We start from the raw sequence: 15,604 nt of genomic DNA on the forward strand, positions 1-15,604 counted from the left end.
TGACTCCACAAGCACCCACACGAATTGCTTGATTCAGTTGTTAAAGAGCGGTTGGTTAAGCTTTCGCTCAACCGAGGCGCGCATTCTACAGCAGCCTCTGTTGCTGTCAAGCGGTTATTTTAAGATGCTTTCAAAGTTTCCTCTGCAACATCAACCACTTGCGCTTTCGATCTCTCGTCAGCGGGAGGCGAATTCTACAGCGTTACACGCTGCTGTCAACACCTCATTTCCTGCTTCGATGATTTGAAGCTGGCATCGTCAAAACCGTCTAACTCATTGAAACTCAAGGAGTTTTCAGTTTCGACTGCGCCGGAAGTGGGGCGAATTATAGGCCGTTGAAATCCTGAGTCAAGCCCTAATTGAGCGACTCTATCAATTACCCGAAAAAAACTTAAAACCTAACTATATAGAGAGGCACTAGCGCCCCTCTGCAAAGGCCTAAACAACGCCCGACGTGCGCAGCCCTTCCAGCGCCCCCGCAGTCACCCCCAAGACACGCTGCAAGACCTCCTGCGTATGCTCGCCCAGCAATGGCGGCGCATTACGGTATTCAACCGGGGTGGCCGACAGCCTGATCGGGCTCGCCACCTGCGGCACAAGCCCCGCCAACGGGTGAGGCAACGCTATCGCCAAGTTACGCGCCTGCACCTGAGAATCCTCAAATACCTGCGCCAAATCGTTGATAGGCCCGCAAGGTACGCCGACCGCTTCCAACTCAGACACCCATTGCGCCGTCGTCCTGAACACAGTCGTCTGACGAATCAAAGGCACGAGCACCGACCGATTCGCCACCCGCGCGGTATTAGTCGAGAACCTGGGATCGTCAGCCCACTCACTGCAACCCGCCACCTGCGCAAACTTCCTGAACTGGCTGTCATTCCCGACGGTAAGAATGAAGTCACCATCTGCCGTAGGAAAATCCTGATACGGCACGATATTCGGATGGGCATTGCCTAAGCGCTTAGGTGAAATACCTGTAGTGAGATAGTTCATGGCCTGATTCGCCAAGCAGGCAACCTGGACATCGAGCAACGCCATATCAATGTGCTGCCCACCCCCATCATGTTGGCGATGAGCCAGCGCAGCCAGAATCGCAACCGTCGAATACAACCCGGTCAGTATATCGGTCAGCGCCACCCCTACCTTCACCGGCCCCGCACCCTCTTCCCCCTCAGGCCGCCCGGTCAGACTCATCAGGCCGCCCAAGCCCTGAATCATGAAGTCATAACCGGCACGCTTGGCATACGGCCCCGTTTGACCGAACCCTGTAATCGAGCAGTAGATCAAATCAGGGTTAACGTCTTTTAGCGACGCATAGTCCAGACCATAAGCCTGCAACCCACCCACCTTAAAGTTCTCGATCAAAATGTCGGACTTCGCCGCCAGCTCGCGCACCAGTCGCTGACCTTCTGGCTTGGTGAAATCGATCGTCACAGACTGTTTATTGCGATTGGCAGACAGGTAGTACGCCGCCTCGCCAGTACTCTCTCCATAGGCATCTTTAAGGAAGGGCGGCCCCCAGGCGCGCGTGTCATCTCCATTGCCCGGACGCTCGACCTTGATGACCTCAGCCCCAAGGTCGGCCAGAATCTGGCCCGCCCAAGGACCTGCCAGTACCCGCGACAAATCCAGCACCCGCAAATGCGATAAAGCCCCCATGAGCCGCCCCCCCCCTCTATTAATAGAACGCCTGAAGACCTGTCTGCGCCCGACCCAGAATCAGGGCGTGCACGTCATGGGTGCCTTCATAGGTATTCACCACTTCAAGGTTGACCAGGTGGCGCGCCACACCAAACTCATCAGAAATGCCGTTCCCCCCCAGCATGTCACGCGCCATGCGAGCGATGTCGAGCGACTTGCCGCACGAATTACGCTTCATGATGGACGTGATCTCCACCGCCGCCGTGCCCTCGTCCTTCATTCTCCCCAGACGCAGGCAACCCTGCAGCGCCAACGTAATCTCAGTCTGCATATCCGCCAGCTTTTTCTGAATCAACTGCGTGGCAGCCAGTGGCCGGCCAAACTGCTGACGATCGAGGGTGTACTGGCGTGCGGTATGCCAACAAAACTCGGCAGCCCCCAGCGCCCCCCACGAAATACCGTACCGGGCCGAGTTCAAACAGGTGAAAGGCCCCTTCAGACCACGCACATCCGGAAAAATGTTCTCTTCAGGTACAAACACGTTATCCATAACGATTTCGCCAGTGATCGATGCGCGCAAACCTACCTTGCCGTGAATTGCAGGCGCACTCAGACCCTTCCAACCCTTTTCCAGCACAAAGCCACGGATATCCCCGGCATCATCTTTAGCCCACACCACAAATACATCAGCAATCGGGCTGTTGGTGATCCACATTTTGGCGCCCGTCAAGCTGTAGCCGCCTTCGACTTTGCGTGCACGCGTAATCATCGCACCAGGATCAGAACCGTGATTTGGCTCAGTCAGACCAAAACAGCCAATCCATTCACCCGAAGCCAGCTTGGGCAGGTATTTCTGCTTTTGGGCTTCAGTCCCGAACTCATTGATAGGCACCATCACCAGCGACGACTGCACACTCATCATTGAACGGTAGCCAGAGTCCACACGCTCCACTTCCCGCGCAATCAAGCCATAGCTCACATAATTGAGGCCGCTGCCGCCGTATTGCTCGGGGATCATCGCTCCCAGCAAACCGGTCTCGCCCATTTCACGAAAAATGGCCGGATCAGTCTTCTCATGACGGAAAGCTTCAAGCACTCGAGGCGCCAACTTGCCCTGCGCAAACTGCTCAGCACTGTCGCGCACCATGCGCTCTTCTTCAGTGAGCTGCTGATCCAGCAACAGTGGATCGATCCAGTTGAAGCTTGCCTTACCCGCCATGAGTGAACCCTCGAGATATAGATCAAATGTCGTGGGCCGATCGTAGGCCGCACCTATATAGAAGGACAAACGAGGATTCGGCACTCTCTTGTGATAATTTCTCACTCCGTGAAGATCAAAAACGCCATATCTGACGACCTTTAGTGAGGAAGCCGTACATGCGCCGCAAGATTCCCAGCACGGCCGCACTTATCAGTTTTGAGGCGGCAGCTCGGCACGAAAGCTTCACCAAAGCCGCGCAGGAGCTTTCTCTGACCCAAGGGGCGATCTGCCGACAAATAGCCAGCCTCGAAGAATTCCTTGGCATCGAACTTTTCAGACGCTCAAAGCGCGGTGTGAAGCTGACGGAAGCAGGGCTTTCCTACAGCCGACGTGTCGCAACCCAACTGGATGCCGTCGAGCGTGACACCCTCTCGATCATGGGCCAGCAAGGCGCCAACGTGATTGAACTGGCCGTCGTCCCCACCTTCGGTACGCAATGGCTGCTACCGCGACTCAAAGACTTCCAGCAGCAACACCCCGACGTCACGGTCAACCTCACCAACCGCACGCGCCCCTTTCTGTTTGCTGACACCGACTTTGACGCCGCCATCTATTTCGGCGATGCCGACTGGTCAGGCACTTCGTCCTATCGCTTGATGGGTGAAAATCCCGTTCCCGTATGCAGCCCCCGTCTGCTGCCAGCCGAGAAAACCCTCACGCCAGACGCACTCGCAGAACTTCCATTACTGCAACAAACCACGCGCCCCTATGCGTGGCGACAGTGGTTTAACGCACAAGGCCTGAACGTCCCCCGCGACATGACCGGGCCGCGCTACGAACTGTTCTCGATGCTGGCCCAGGCCGCTATGCACGACATGGGCATCGCACTGATCCCACCCTTCTTGATTCAACGCGAATTGGCCGAGCAACGACTGGTAATCGCTAACACTGCAACGCTCGCGAGCACCAAGGCTTATCACTTGATGATTCCCGAACGCAAAATCGAGTCCGCCTCGCTTCAGGCGTTTCGCGACTGGCTCATCCAGAAAGCCCAGCAATACAGCCTTGATTAGCGCATTACATCGTCCAGACGAGTTATGTAGTGACTAATAAAAACACCCTACATATATATGTAAATGTCGCTTTTAAGCAGCCTAAACTTATGTCTATCTGGACAAACCTGTAAGCCAGTAACCACGTGGCTTACAGGGTATTTCTGAAAGTTATGGCCAGATAACTAAAAGAAATGTGAAAAAAACTCTAAAACATCCTTTAATCCCTGAAAGCCACGCCGTTACTGGTCTCCAAAGGAACCTTGCGACATTCGGTCACGGCATGACTTGTAGTAATTATTCCGTCACCCTTCATAAGTTCTTGAAGGGCCAAATAATCGCCTGCATTATGCGGCGCCCCACCCTGATTCCGGTGGGATCGTGCTGATCGGCCGCCCCAGCCGCGCCATCCGAAGTGCGCTGGATTTCTTATAAAAGATCACGCAGGAGATATGACGTGCACATTGGTGTTCCTCTCGAAACCCATCAGGGTGAAACGCGGGTTGCTGCAACCCCGGAAACCATCAAGAAGCTGATCGGCCAAGGCCATAAAGTGACTGTTCAAAGCGGCGCAGGCATTAACGCCAGCGTCATCGACAGCGCTTATGAAACCGCCGGCGCAACCATTGGCAGTGCCGGCGACGCGCTGGGTGCCGAGCTGATCCTGAAAGTGGTTGCTCCCAACGACAGCGAACTGGCCCTGATAAATCGCGGCGCAGTGCTGATTGGCATGCTCAATCCGTTCAGCGATGAAACCATTGCCAAACTGGCCAGCCATGGCATTACGGCGTTCTCACTGGAAGCCGCACCACGCACTTCTCGGGCGCAAAGTCTTGATGTGCTGTCGTCCCAGGCCAACATTGCCGGCTATAAAGCCGTGCTGCTGGCCGCTCACCATTACCCGCGCTTCATGCCGATGCTGATGACCGCCGCGGGCACTGTGAAAGCTGCCCGCGTGCTGATCCTCGGCGCAGGCGTTGCAGGCCTTCAGGCCATTGCAACCGCCAAACGCCTGGGGGCCGTGATCGAAGCGTCTGATGTGCGCCCTGCCGTAAAAGAGCAGATCGAGTCGCTGGGTGCCAAATTTGTCGACGTGCCTTACGAAACCGACGAAGAACGCGAATGCGCCGTAGGGGTTGGCGGCTATGCGCGTCCTATGCCTGCAAGCTGGATGCAGCGTCAGGCACTGGCCGTTCACGAACGTGCCAAGCAGGCCGACATCGTCATTACTACCGCGCTCATTCCAGGCCGCAAGGCGCCAGTGCTGCTCAGCGCTGAAACCGTGGCACAGATGAAACCGGGCTCCGTCGTTATCGACCTCGCCGCTGCCCAAGGGGGCAACTGCCCGCTGACCGTCGCGGACCAAGTGGTGGTCGAGCACGGCATCACCATCGTGGGCCATACCAATCTGGCCGCCATGGTTGCCGCAGATGCCTCCGCACTGTACGCCCGCAACCTGCTGGACTTCCTCAAACTGGTCTTCACCCCTGAAGGACAGTTCCAGATCAACCTAGAAGACGACATCGTCGCCGCGTGCCTGATGTGCCGCGACGGTCAAGTCGTGCGCAAAAACGGCTGAGGATAAAAACAATGGAAGAGCTGATCTCCCCCGGCGTCTACAACCTGATCATCTTTGTGCTGGCTATCTATGTGGGCTATCACGTGGTCTGGAACGTCACACCTGCCCTGCACACACCACTGATGGCGGTCACCAATGCCATTTCGGCCATTGTGATCGTAGGTGCGATGCTGGCCGCTGCACTGACGGTCACCCCACTGGGCAAAACCATGGGCACCCTGGCGGTGGCCTTGGCCGCCGTTAACGTATTTGGTGGATTTTTGGTCACCCGGCGCATGCTGGAAATGTTCAAGAAGAAAGCACCTAAAGCCAAAGAAGAGGTGCGCAAGCCATGAGCATGAACCTGGTCACCGTTCTGTATCTGATCGCGTCAATATGTTTCATCCAGGCCCTCAAAGGCCTGTCGCACCCCACAACCTCACGTCGTGGCAACTTCTTCGGCATGCTCGGCATGGCGCTGGCAGTCATCACAACCGTAGGACTGGTCTTCAAGCTAGGCGCTGAAATAGCTACAACCGGTATCGGCTATGTGATCGTGGGCCTACTGGTCGGCGGCACGGCGGGGTCGATCATGGCCAAGCGCGTTGAAATGACCAAAATGCCAGAGCTGGTCGCCTTCATGCACAGCATGATCGGTCTAGCGGCGGTATTTATCGCCATCGCCGCCGTGGTCGAGCCGCAATCGCTGGGCATCGTCAAGCAACTGGGCGATGCCATTCCTGCGGGCAACCGCCTGGAACTATTCCTGGGCGCTGCGATTGGTGCCATCACGTTCTCCGGCTCTGTGATCGCCTTCGGCAAACTGTCAGGCAAATACAAATTTCGCCTGTTCCAGGGCGCTCCCGTGCAATTCAGTGGTCAGCACACGCTGAATCTGGTGCTCGGACTGGCTACCCTCGGGCTGGGCATCACCTTCATGCTGACCGGCAACCTCAACGCCTTCGCACTCATGCTGGCACTGGCGTTCGTGCTGGGCGTCCTCATCATCATCCCGATTGGCGGGGCAGACATGCCGGTTGTGGTATCGATGCTCAACAGCTATTCGGGCTGGGCGGCAGCCGGGATCGGCTTCTCGCTGAACAATTCGATGCTGATCATTGCCGGTTCGCTGGTGGGCTCGTCGGGCGCGATCCTGTCTTACATTATGTGCAAGGCGATGAACCGTTCGTTCTTTAACGTGATCCTGGGCGGCTTTGGCGGTGCAACGGATGCGGGCGGCCCGGCGGGTACGCAAGAAGCCCGTCCGGTCAAATCAGGCTCGGCTGACGATGCCACCTTCCTGCTGACCAACGCCGACACGGTCATCATCGTGCCGGGATATGGCCTGGCGGTTGCACGTGCTCAGCACGCCCTGAAAGAACTCACCGAAAAGCTGACCCACCGCGGCGTCACGGTGAAATACGCGATCCACCCGGTGGCAGGTCGTATGCCCGGCCACATGAACGTCCTGCTTGCCGAGGCAGAAGTGCCTTACGACCAAGTGTTCGAGATGGAAGACATCAACTCCGAATTCGGACAGGCTGATGTCGTGCTGGTGTTGGGTGCCAACGACGTGGTCAACCCGGCCGCGAAAAACGATCCGAAATCGCCGATTGCGGGCATGCCGATTCTTGAGGCTTATAAAGCCAAGACCGTCATCGTCAACAAACGCTCGATGGCCAGTGGCTACGCCGGACTGGATAACGAACTGTTTTATCTGGACAAAACCATGATGGTCTTCGGTGACGCCAAGAAAGTTATTGAAGATATGGTCAAGGCGGTCGAGTAACATCCCCCGCCACTGCCACACCGAGAACCCCGGCGCTGAATTGACCGGGGTTTTTTATTTCTGCAAAGATCCCGACCAAAGGGTCTAAATCGCCGTCAGGCATTCGACCATGGTAGCGGGACGCCAGCCTTTGAAAATGAATAGACTGCGCATCTTGCTTCCGTTGCCCGAGATAACAATCCATGTACCGTGAACGTATTCGCCTAAATTCCCTACACGATAAGGTCATGAGCGCCGAAGAAGCCGCCGCCCTTATCCAAGACGGCATGACCGTTGGCATGAGCGGTTTTACCCGTGCCGGCGAAGCCAAGGCCGTTCCGCACGCGCTGGCCGAACGCGCCAAACTGGCGCCGCTGAAAATCACCCTGATGACAGGCGCCAGCCTGGGCAACGACCTGGACAAGCAATTGACCGAAGCCGGCGTGCTGGCGCGTCGCATGCCGTTCCAGGTAGACAGCACACTGCGCAAGGCGATCAACGCCGGCGAAGTCATGTTCATCGATCAGCACTTGTCTGAAACCGTAGAGCAACTGCGTAACCAGCAGCTCAAGCTGCCGGACATCGCTGTGATTGAGGCCGTCGCGATTACCGAGCAAGGCCATATCGTGCCGACCACCTCCGTCGGCAACTCGGCCAGCTTCGCGATTTTCGCCAAACAGGTGATCGTTGAGATCAACCTGGCGCACAACCCGAACCTGGAAGGCCTGCACGACATCTACATCCCGACCTACCGCCCAACGCGCACGCCTATCCCGCTGGTAAAAGTCGACGACCGCATCGGCAGCACTGCAATTCCGATTCCGCCGGAAAAAATCGTTGCGATCGTCATCACCAACAAGCCTGATTCGCCGTCCACCGTTTCGGTACCGGACAGCGAAACCGACGGCATTGCGTTCCACCTGATCAACTTCTTCAAACAAGAAGTGGCAGCCGGGCGTATGACCAACAAGCTGGGTCCGCTGCAGGCCGGTATCGGCAACATCGCCAACGCCGTGATGTGCGGCCTGATCGACTCACCGTTCGAAGACCTGACCATGTACTCCGAAGTACTGCAGGATTCGACCTTTGACCTGATCGACGCCGGCAAGATGAGCTTCGCATCGGGCAGTTCGATCACCTTGTCGGAACGTCGCAACTCGGACGTGTTCGGCAACCTGGAGCGTTACAAGGACAAGCTGGTCCTGCGCCCGCAAGAAATCTCCAACCACCCTGAAGTCGTGCGTCGTCTGGGCATCATCGGCATCAACACCGCCCTGGAATTCGACATCTACGGCAACGTGAACTCCACCCACGTCTGCGGCACTCGCATGATGAACGGCATCGGCGGTTCGGGCGACTTCGCCCGTAACGCTCACCTGGCGATCTTTGTCACCAAGTCCATTGCCAAGGCCGGTGCGATCTCCAGTGTGGTGCCAATGGTCAGCCACGTTGACCACACCGAACACGATGTGGACATCCTGGTAACCGAACAGGGTCTGGCCGACCTGCGCGGTCTGGCGCCACGCGAGCGCGCCCGAGTGATCATCGACAACTGTGTGCACCCGGACTTCCGTGAAGCCCTCAATGACTACTTCAGCAAAGCCTGTGCAATCGGTGGCCACACCCCGCACATTCTGCGCGAAGCGTTGAGCTGGCATATCAACCTGGAAGAAACCGGCAAAATGCTCCCGTAACACGCGAGCTAGACAGCCGCCGATGAAAACACTGTTTTCTCGGCGGCTTTTTTATCGCTGCAATTTCAAAAACTGTACTGCTGTACTGGTCATTTCCTACCCTTACAGCCGCCTTTTCACACATAAATGGCTAAAAATGCACCAACTTAGTGCCTACCGGTACAGTTGTAGTCATTTGCGCCCGTACAGCCCCCATAAACAGTTAACTGGCTCTGCACAATACAGATGAACTGTATCTAGAGAGTCTGGACGCACAAGAGGATCATGGGCACCAGTTAAACCACTAGCCAATGCCGCCACAAGCGGAAGGATGCCATCATGGAACGTACCCTCAGTTCCGATTTGTTCACTGAAAGCAACACTGTTAACAACCAGGCTTCGATGCCTTTGCGCGTACTTGCCAACCTCATGTTGTGGCAGCGCCGTATTTCCAGCCGCCATCAACTGGCTCGCCTGGACTCGCGTCTTCTGGCTGATGCCGGGATTAGCGAAGCACAGCGCTACGAAGAGCTGAGCAAGCCGTTCTGGCGCTAACAAGCGCTCGCTGGCCTTGATTCACGATTTACCGCCAGCACCCAGAATTTGTAAAACAGAACCCGTCGCGGGAAACCGCTGACGGGTTTTGTCGTTCTGGAAGAGCATTTTGTATTCGCAGACCGTCACAGGTACAGTTTTAAAAATGTTTAAAACATACAGGTACAGTTGACGCATTCCTTGGCTCAACGCCTCAAAACGGCGTGTCACCGCAAAACGTTCTTTGCCGTACGCGACGCCGGGCCTACTATTCGGCTTATAAACGTCTAACTTATAAGCTCATGCCAAGGAGTATCACCATGTCCACTCTTCGCCTACTTAGCGCGGCGGCGCTGCTGACTGTTGCGGCCAGCGCCCATGCTTCCAGCTTCATCGCGACCACCGATGCCATCGTAGGCACGCTCAAGGCCACGACCGACCTGACGTCCGACGCCACGAACTCCATCCGCGACAACAAAATCGTGCGCGCCGCCCGTGACGACGCCGCCAGTTTTGTCGCCAGCGAAGGCAGCATCCGTGGCGTCAAGCTCGAAAGCGCGCTGGACTTCATTCGTCAGCAGGCGCCACAACTGCAAGCGTCCGATGCACAACTGGCCCAGGCGATCCTCACCCTCTGATTTGCCGTGTCATCGCTGCCGGGCAGTGCGAGGCTATGTGCGAGGTCATTCGAGCACAGCCTCGCCCCCGGACAGCGGGCACATCCGCTTTGCCCTGCCCCGCCCATTACGCTAGCCTTGGCCCTCGCTCAATTAACGTCGAGACCCATGCGCTTTCTCTCAATTGCTCTACTTGCCTTTAGCTGGACTCAAACTGCTGCCGCCTTCGACACGAGCACACAAACCACCGTGCTCTCTGGCTACGTCACCAGCAAAGTGACCTCAACACCGTTCGAAAACAAACTGATTCGTGCCGCTCAGGATGACGCTGCCGCATTTATCGCCAGTGACGGCCAACTACGAGGCTCACAGCTGGAATCGGCCTTGCGCTACCTGCGCCACGACCAGCCAAAATTGACTGCCAGCGACCTTGAACTGGCACAGGCAATTCTCGTCCAATAAGCACCCGCGTTTTCTGGAGAATATTCATGCGTAACCCGTTGATTGTCGCCACCCTTGGCCTGCTGTTGCTGGCAGATGTGGCTCAGGCACAAACCCTGGTGCAGACCAGTAACATCATTGTTCGTGCATTCGGACGCGCCATTGATTTCACTTCCGACACCACCACGTCGATCCGTGACTCTAAAGTGGTGCGTGAAGCCCACGATGACGCCGCCACTTTCGTCGCCAGCCAAGGCGACATTCGCGGCGTTCAGTTGGAATCCGCCTTCAATACCTTGCGTGAGCGTGTGCCAGAAGCCCGCAGCGCCAGCGATCAGGAACTTGCCGAAGCCATCCTCGCACTGTGAGGCCGCTCGCGCGTTGGCTTGCCGCCTGCGGCCTGCTGCTGATCGGCAGCAACGCCCAGGCCGCGTTGCATCTGCAACTCAAGACCGAAGGCTTGAGCCCACCTGAACAGCAGGCCAGTCAGGCGCTGCTGGACGAGGCCATGCGCAAGCTGCCACCGCGCTTTATCGAGCAACTGGACCGCCAGATCCTGGTGGGCTGGACCGATGACATGCCGAGCAATGCCTACGGGCAAGCGTCGCTGATCTCCGAGCTGGACCTCAACCGCAAATTGCTGGCGAGCTTGACCGACGGCTCGGCCGCGACCGAGCAAACCAACCGCCCCCACGGCACCGTGCGCCGGGAAATGCTCGCCACCGTCCTGCACGAACTGACCCACATTTATGACCGCGCCCGTGTGTGGCCGCACGCCCAACGCGCCCTCATCCAGCGCTGTACACGTCAGCACAACAGCGCCGGGCTGATTGGCCTGCCGGACGAATGCCGGGGCCAGACCGAACGCCGTTTCACCCTCAGCGATGACCCGCGCCTGCTCGACCTCGCCGGCTGGCAACAATATGTCGGTCGACGCGGTGAACGCGAACAAGACAACCACCAGATCGTGCGCAGCCCCGATCTGTACGAAGTCACCAACCCCAGAGAGTTTGTCGCGGTCAACATGGAGTACTTCCTCCTCGACCCGGCTTACGCTTGTCGGCGCCCGGCCCTGTATCGCTACTACCGGGATCACTTCGGCTGGGCCCCGGCTGCCCGGGATGAATGCCCCACAGGCTTTGCCTTTCTGAACGCCGGTAACGATTTCGCCAAACAGCCCCTCGGCACCGTCGACCCCGAGCGTGTGTACGCCGTCGATTACCTGCTTGCCGAGGCCAATCAGGAATGGGCGAGCCGCTGGGGGCACAGCATGTTGCGTTTGGTGATTTGCGCGCCCGGACGTCCGCGCGGGCCCGATTGCCGACTCGACCTGCAAGAACACTTGGTGTTGTCTTACCGGGCATTCGTCAACGACGTACAGCTATCAAGCTGGGACGGGCTGACCGGCGCTTACCCCTCGCGGCTTTTCGTCTTGCCGCTGGCTCAAGTGATCGATGAATACACCAAAACCGAACTGCGCAGCCTGGCCTCCGTGCCCCTCACCCTGAGCCGTCCGGAAATCGAAGAAGTGGTCGAGCACGCGGCAGAAATGCACTGGAGTTATGACGGCAACTATTACTTCATCTCCAATAACTGCGCGGTCGAAACCCTGAAATTACTGCGCAGCGGCAGTGACAACACGCAGCTCAAAGGCCTGGACAGCATCATGCCCAATGGCCTGCTGGAAGTGCTCAAGGCACGCGGGTTGGCCGACACCCGTGTGCTGGACGACAAAAAAGAAGCGCTGAGGCTGGGCTATCGCTTTGACTCATACCGTGATCGCTATCAGGCGATGTTCGATGTACTCAAGACCCGCCTGCCGATCCAGCAGGCCAGCGTCGAAGACTGGCTCGCCCTCAGCCCGGATGCACGGCGCCCCTGGATCGAACAGGCCGACCTGCGCGCCAGCGCAGCGTTGTTGCTGCTTGAACAGGCCGCCTTTCGCCGCCAATTGCTGCTGGCCCAGGACGAGGTCAAACAGAAGTACTTGAAAGTGCGCGGGATCGAGGGGGCCGGCATGGACAAGGCCAACAAGACATTGCAAGAAATTCTCGCCAGCAGCGGCTTTCTCAGTCGCCCGGCTGAATTGCTGGGCAGCAGCGGCTATGGCCTGCCGCAAGCCAAAGAATGGGAAATGCTCGAATCCGAAAGCAGTCAGCGCCAGCAGCAATTACTGCGCCTGACCGGGGACCTGGACAAGGAAGTGCGCAGCTTGCTGGAACCCGCCCGCGCCGCCGAGATTGCCGCGACCGAAGCCAACGTCAAACAGATCGGCGAGCATTTGCGGGCGATTCACAAGGCTTCCGGCGGCCTGCAATTGCCATAAGCCTGTGTTGGGGTGTTATGCACCCGGCACAAAGTGTTTCTGGGCGGTGCCATGGGCAATCAGGCGCGAGAGGTAGCCCATTTTCGCGGCATCCTGATCCACAAAGCGAAAGGTCAGTTGCAGCCAGTCGCTGTCGGGCTTGGGCTCGTACGCCACGATAGCGTGCAAATAACCGTTAAGGCGGGCCACCTCGGCGCTCTCGCCCTGCTCAAGGTCAAGCACGGCACTTTCCAGCACCTGCGGCAGCACGTCGCCACGGCGCACCACCAGCAGCGCTTCCTTGAGGCTCAAGGCCTTGATGACACACGCCTGGGTGCCGCTGGACAGACGCAGTTGCCCTTGGCCCCGACCAGCCGGCGCATGGGCTTTTGCCGCAGGTTTGGCGGCCGCCACCGGGAGGGCAACGCGCGCAGGCGCGGCAGGCGTTGGCGCTACCACTTGAGCCTTGCCGCCGGTCAACGCGCTGAGCGAATCATTACCGAATGCCGAGTTCATCCGCGTTGGCGCACTGGCCAGGAGGGTTTCAAGTTTGCCGGCCTTGTTCAGGGCGTGTTTGACCTTGGTCAGCAACTGTTCGTTAGTGAACGGCTTGCTGACGTACCCCGACACACCGGCCTGAATCGCCTGCACCACGTTCTCTTTGTCGCCACGGCTGGTGACCATGATGAACGGCAGGGTTCTCAGGTGATCTTGCTCGCGGCACCAGGTCAGCAGCTCAAGGCCGCACATTTCAGGCATTTCCCAGTCACACAGCACCAAATCGAAGGTTTCGCGGGCCAGTATGGCCTGGGCTTTGCGACCGTTAACCGCGTCTTCGATCTTGATGCCCGGGAAGTAGTTACGCAGGCACTTCTTGACCAAATCGCGAATAAACGACGCGTCATCCACCACCAACACACTGACCTTGCTCATCGACTGCTCCTCTGAAATCTTGACTAGCATGCGCCGAATGATGGCCATGTGCCAAATCTTGGGGCACCCCGAATGACTTTACGTTCGCAGAGCGCCTGAATGTGAACGCCGAAACGCAAAACGCCCGGCCAAAGCCGGGCGTTTTTAATCTCGGGCAGTCTTATTTATCGTCAGGCACCTGCGGAACATTAGCGTTATCGGCACCGGTGCCTTCAACTTCTTCGCGCATGCGCTTAAGGCCCATGTGGCGCACATCCGTTCCGCGCACCAGGTAGATCACCAGTTCCGAAATATTGCGGGCGTGATCGCCAATGCGCTCCAGTGAGCGCAGTACCCAAATGATGCTCAGCACCCGCGAAATTGAACGCGGATCTTCCATCATGTAGGTGGCCAACTCGCGCAGCGCCGTTTTGTATTCGCGGTCGATGATTTTGTCGTACTGCGCCACAGACAGCGCCAGGTCAGCGTCGAAGCGGGCGAACGCGTCCAGCGCATCGCGCACCATGTTGCGCACCTGATCGCCGATGTGGCGCACTTCGACGTAACCGCGTGGCGCTTCGCCCTCTTCACAGAGCTGGATCGCCCGGCGAGCAATTTTGGTCGCCTCGTCACCGATGCGCTCCAGGTCGATCACCGACTTGGAAATGCTGATAATCAGCCGCAAATCAGACGCCGCAGGTTGGCGACGGGCCAGAATGCGCAGGCATTCTTCGTCGATGTTGCGCTCCATCTGATTGATCTGTTCGTCGATCTCGCGCACTTGCTGCGCCAACCCGGAGTCAGCCTCAATCAACGCGGTGACCGCGTCGTTGACCTGCTTCTCAACCAGTCCGCCCATGGCCAGCAAGTGGCTGCGCACTTCTTCGAGTTCCGCGTTGAATTGCGCGGAAATGTGATGGGTGAGGCCATCCTTTGAAATCATGGTTCTGCTCCGCAAAAACTGTGAGCGGCACGCGCCAGGCGGCCAGCCAAATGTGTCATTACGCCAAGCGGCAGAGGCCGCGCCAACTAGCCGTAGCGCCCGGTGATGTAGTCTTCGGTCTGCTTTTTGGCCGGGTTGGTGAACAGCGTGTCGGTGTCGCCGTATTCAACCATCTTGCCCATGTACATGAAGGCGGTGTAATCCGACACCCGCGCCGCCTGCTGCATGTTGTGGGTCACGATCACGATGGTGAACTTGGACTTGAGCTCGTAAATCAGCTCCTCAACCTTCAGCGTCGAGATCGGGTCAAGTGCCGAGCACGGCTCATCGAGCAGCAACACTTCAGGTTCGACCGCGATGGTACGGGCAATCACCAGACGCTGCTGCTGACCACCGGACAAGCCGAGTGCCGAGTCGTGCAAACGGTCTTTAACCTCATCCCACAACGCCGCGCCTTTGAGGGCCCACTCCACGGCTTCGTCGAGGATGCGTTTTTTGTTGATGCCCTGAATGCGCAGGCCGTAAACCACGTTTTCGTAGATGGTCTTGGGGAACGGGTTAGGCTTCTGGAACACCATGCCCACGCGGCGACGCAGCTCGGCAACGTCTTCGCCCTTGCGGTAGATGTTATGACCGTAGAGGTTGATTTCACCTTCAACGCGGCAGCCGTCTACCAAATCGTTCATGCGGTTGAACGTACGCAGCAGGGTGGACTTGCCGCAACCCGACGGCCCGATGAACGCCGTCACGCGTTGTTTCGGAATGTTCAGGCTCACGTCGAACAGCGCCTGCTTTTCGCCGTAATAAAGATTCAGCCCCGGGACTTCAATGGCAACTTCTTCATTGGCCAGGTTCAAGCTTTGTTTGGTGCGACCCAAGGCGGACATGTTGATGCCGTGGGACGTGGATTCATGCTGCATGGGTTGCTCCATACGCTAAAAATTCGTTCCGGTTGTCTA

15 protein-coding genes and 1 pseudogene are annotated in these 15,604 nt (G+C 57.7%); 11 read left to right on the forward strand and 5 right to left on the reverse strand.

Annotated features, from left to right (window positions below; translation table 11 throughout):
• Window positions 1–247: pseudogene (locus V6F78_RS06465) on the forward strand (hypothetical protein); the annotation flags it as partial.
• Between the two features lie 191 nt (window positions 248–438).
• On the opposite strand, the gene V6F78_RS06470 reads toward V6F78_RS06465, so the two are convergent.
• The gene (locus V6F78_RS06470) at window positions 439–1,659 is read right to left on the reverse strand and encodes a CaiB/BaiF CoA transferase family protein (RefSeq protein ID WP_332726857.1); all 1,221 of its coding nucleotides are present in this window, start codon (window positions 1,657–1,659) and stop codon (window positions 439–441) included.
• 19 nt (window positions 1,660–1,678) lie between these two features.
• Window positions 1,679–2,860: an acyl-CoA dehydrogenase gene (locus V6F78_RS06475; protein ID WP_047279141.1), complete on the reverse strand. Its 1,182-nt coding sequence runs from the start codon at window positions 2,858–2,860 to the stop codon at window positions 1,679–1,681.
• A 158-nt stretch (window positions 2,861–3,018) separates the two neighbouring features.
• Between V6F78_RS06475 and V6F78_RS06480 the strand changes: the two genes are divergently transcribed.
• The 10 genes from V6F78_RS06480 (at window position 3,019) to V6F78_RS06525 (ending at window position 12,811) form a co-directional block, all read left to right on the forward strand.
• The gene (locus tag V6F78_RS06480) at window positions 3,019–3,915 is read left to right on the forward strand and encodes a LysR family transcriptional regulator (RefSeq protein WP_047283345.1); all 897 of its coding nucleotides are present in this window, start codon (window positions 3,019–3,021) and stop codon (window positions 3,913–3,915) included.
• Window positions 3,916–4,351: 436 nt separating this feature from the next.
• Window positions 4,352–5,473 (forward strand): Re/Si-specific NAD(P)(+) transhydrogenase subunit alpha, encoded by a 1,122-nt coding sequence (locus tag V6F78_RS06485; protein ID WP_047296516.1) that lies wholly within the window; start codon window positions 4,352–4,354, stop codon window positions 5,471–5,473.
• A gap of 11 nt (window positions 5,474–5,484) precedes the next feature.
• Window positions 5,485–5,808 carry an NAD(P) transhydrogenase subunit alpha gene (locus tag V6F78_RS06490; RefSeq protein ID WP_047279135.1) on the forward strand — a complete coding sequence of 108 codons (324 nt, stop codon included), beginning with the start codon at window positions 5,485–5,487 and terminating at the stop codon, window positions 5,806–5,808.
• The gene (locus V6F78_RS06495) at window positions 5,805–7,241 is read left to right on the forward strand and encodes an NAD(P)(+) transhydrogenase (Re/Si-specific) subunit beta (protein ID WP_047279134.1); all 1,437 of its coding nucleotides are present in this window, start codon (window positions 5,805–5,807) and stop codon (window positions 7,239–7,241) included. The genes V6F78_RS06490 and V6F78_RS06495 overlap by 4 nt, the downstream gene beginning before the upstream one ends.
• A gap of 182 nt (window positions 7,242–7,423) precedes the next feature.
• Entirely contained in the window at window positions 7,424–8,914 is a 1,491-nt protein-coding gene (locus tag V6F78_RS06500; protein ID WP_047279132.1) for an acetyl-CoA hydrolase/transferase family protein, read from the forward strand.
• Between the two features lie 318 nt (window positions 8,915–9,232).
• Window positions 9,233–9,448 (forward strand): DUF1127 domain-containing protein, encoded by a 216-nt coding sequence (locus tag V6F78_RS06505; RefSeq protein WP_047279129.1) that lies wholly within the window; start codon window positions 9,233–9,235, stop codon window positions 9,446–9,448.
• Between the two features lie 299 nt (window positions 9,449–9,747).
• Window positions 9,748–10,065 (forward strand): DUF2388 domain-containing protein, encoded by a 318-nt coding sequence (locus V6F78_RS06510; protein WP_047279124.1) that lies wholly within the window; start codon window positions 9,748–9,750, stop codon window positions 10,063–10,065.
• 147 nt (window positions 10,066–10,212) lie between these two features.
• Complete coding sequence (locus V6F78_RS06515; RefSeq protein WP_047279693.1) at window positions 10,213–10,506, forward strand: DUF2388 domain-containing protein; 294 nt, start codon at window positions 10,213–10,215, stop codon at window positions 10,504–10,506.
• Between the two features lie 26 nt (window positions 10,507–10,532).
• Entirely contained in the window at window positions 10,533–10,853 is a 321-nt protein-coding gene (locus V6F78_RS06520) for a DUF2388 domain-containing protein (RefSeq protein ID WP_047279694.1), read from the forward strand.
• Entirely contained in the window at window positions 10,850–12,811 is a 1,962-nt protein-coding gene (locus V6F78_RS06525; protein WP_332726863.1) for a DUF7844 domain-containing protein, read from the forward strand. Before V6F78_RS06520 ends, V6F78_RS06525 begins: the two co-directional genes overlap by 4 nt.
• A gap of 15 nt (window positions 12,812–12,826) precedes the next feature.
• Here V6F78_RS06525 and V6F78_RS06530 read toward each other — a convergent pair whose 3' ends face one another.
• The 3 genes from V6F78_RS06530 to pstB all read right to left on the reverse strand — a co-directional run bounded on the left by V6F78_RS06530 (window position 12,827) and on the right by pstB (window position 15,565).
• Window positions 12,827–13,723, reverse strand: a complete 897-nt coding sequence (locus tag V6F78_RS06530) for a response regulator (RefSeq protein ID WP_332726865.1) — start codon at window positions 13,721–13,723, stop codon at window positions 12,827–12,829.
• A gap of 160 nt (window positions 13,724–13,883) precedes the next feature.
• On the reverse strand, window positions 13,884–14,645 hold the full coding sequence (gene phoU, locus V6F78_RS06535) for a phosphate signaling complex protein PhoU (protein ID WP_047279110.1): 762 nt from the start codon (window positions 14,643–14,645) through the stop codon (window positions 13,884–13,886).
• 86 nt (window positions 14,646–14,731) lie between these two features.
• Window positions 14,732–15,565: a phosphate ABC transporter ATP-binding protein PstB gene (pstB, locus tag V6F78_RS06540; protein ID WP_047279108.1), complete on the reverse strand. Its 834-nt coding sequence runs from the start codon at window positions 15,563–15,565 to the stop codon at window positions 14,732–14,734.
• Window positions 15,566–15,604 lie beyond the last annotated feature (39 nt).

It is taken from the genome of Pseudomonas sp. ESBL9, from assembly GCF_036668715.1.
Taxonomy (GTDB): Bacteria; Pseudomonadota; Gammaproteobacteria; order Pseudomonadales; family Pseudomonadaceae; genus Aquipseudomonas; species Aquipseudomonas lundensis.

What these genes read in the sequence shown, in the direction of transcription:
- V6F78_RS06495 (WP_047279134.1), top strand. Translation starts at nt 5,805, where the DNA reads ATGAGCATGAACCTGGTCACCGTTCTGTATCTGATCGCGTCAATATGT.
- phoU (WP_047279110.1), bottom strand. Translation starts at nt 14,645, where the DNA reads ATGATTTCAAAGGATGGCCTCACCCATCACATTTCCGCGCAATTCAAC.
- V6F78_RS06500 (WP_047279132.1), top strand. Translation starts at nt 7,424, where the DNA reads ATGTACCGTGAACGTATTCGCCTAAATTCCCTACACGATAAGGTCATG.
- pstB (WP_047279108.1), bottom strand. Translation starts at nt 15,565, where the DNA reads ATGCAGCATGAATCCACGTCCCACGGCATCAACATGTCCGCCTTGGGT.
- V6F78_RS06480 (WP_047283345.1), top strand. Translation starts at nt 3,019, where the DNA reads ATGCGCCGCAAGATTCCCAGCACGGCCGCACTTATCAGTTTTGAGGCG.
- V6F78_RS06470 (WP_332726857.1), bottom strand. Translation starts at nt 1,659, where the DNA reads ATGGGGGCTTTATCGCATTTGCGGGTGCTGGATTTGTCGCGGGTACTG.
- V6F78_RS06505 (WP_047279129.1), top strand. Translation starts at nt 9,233, where the DNA reads ATGGAACGTACCCTCAGTTCCGATTTGTTCACTGAAAGCAACACTGTT.
- V6F78_RS06520 (WP_047279694.1), top strand. Translation starts at nt 10,533, where the DNA reads ATGCGTAACCCGTTGATTGTCGCCACCCTTGGCCTGCTGTTGCTGGCA.
- V6F78_RS06510 (WP_047279124.1), top strand. Translation starts at nt 9,748, where the DNA reads ATGTCCACTCTTCGCCTACTTAGCGCGGCGGCGCTGCTGACTGTTGCG.
- V6F78_RS06515 (WP_047279693.1), top strand. Translation starts at nt 10,213, where the DNA reads ATGCGCTTTCTCTCAATTGCTCTACTTGCCTTTAGCTGGACTCAAACT.
- V6F78_RS06530 (WP_332726865.1), bottom strand. Translation starts at nt 13,723, where the DNA reads ATGAGCAAGGTCAGTGTGTTGGTGGTGGATGACGCGTCGTTTATTCGC.
- V6F78_RS06490 (WP_047279135.1), top strand. Translation starts at nt 5,485, where the DNA reads ATGGAAGAGCTGATCTCCCCCGGCGTCTACAACCTGATCATCTTTGTG.
- V6F78_RS06475 (WP_047279141.1), bottom strand. Translation starts at nt 2,860, where the DNA reads ATGGCGGGTAAGGCAAGCTTCAACTGGATCGATCCACTGTTGCTGGAT.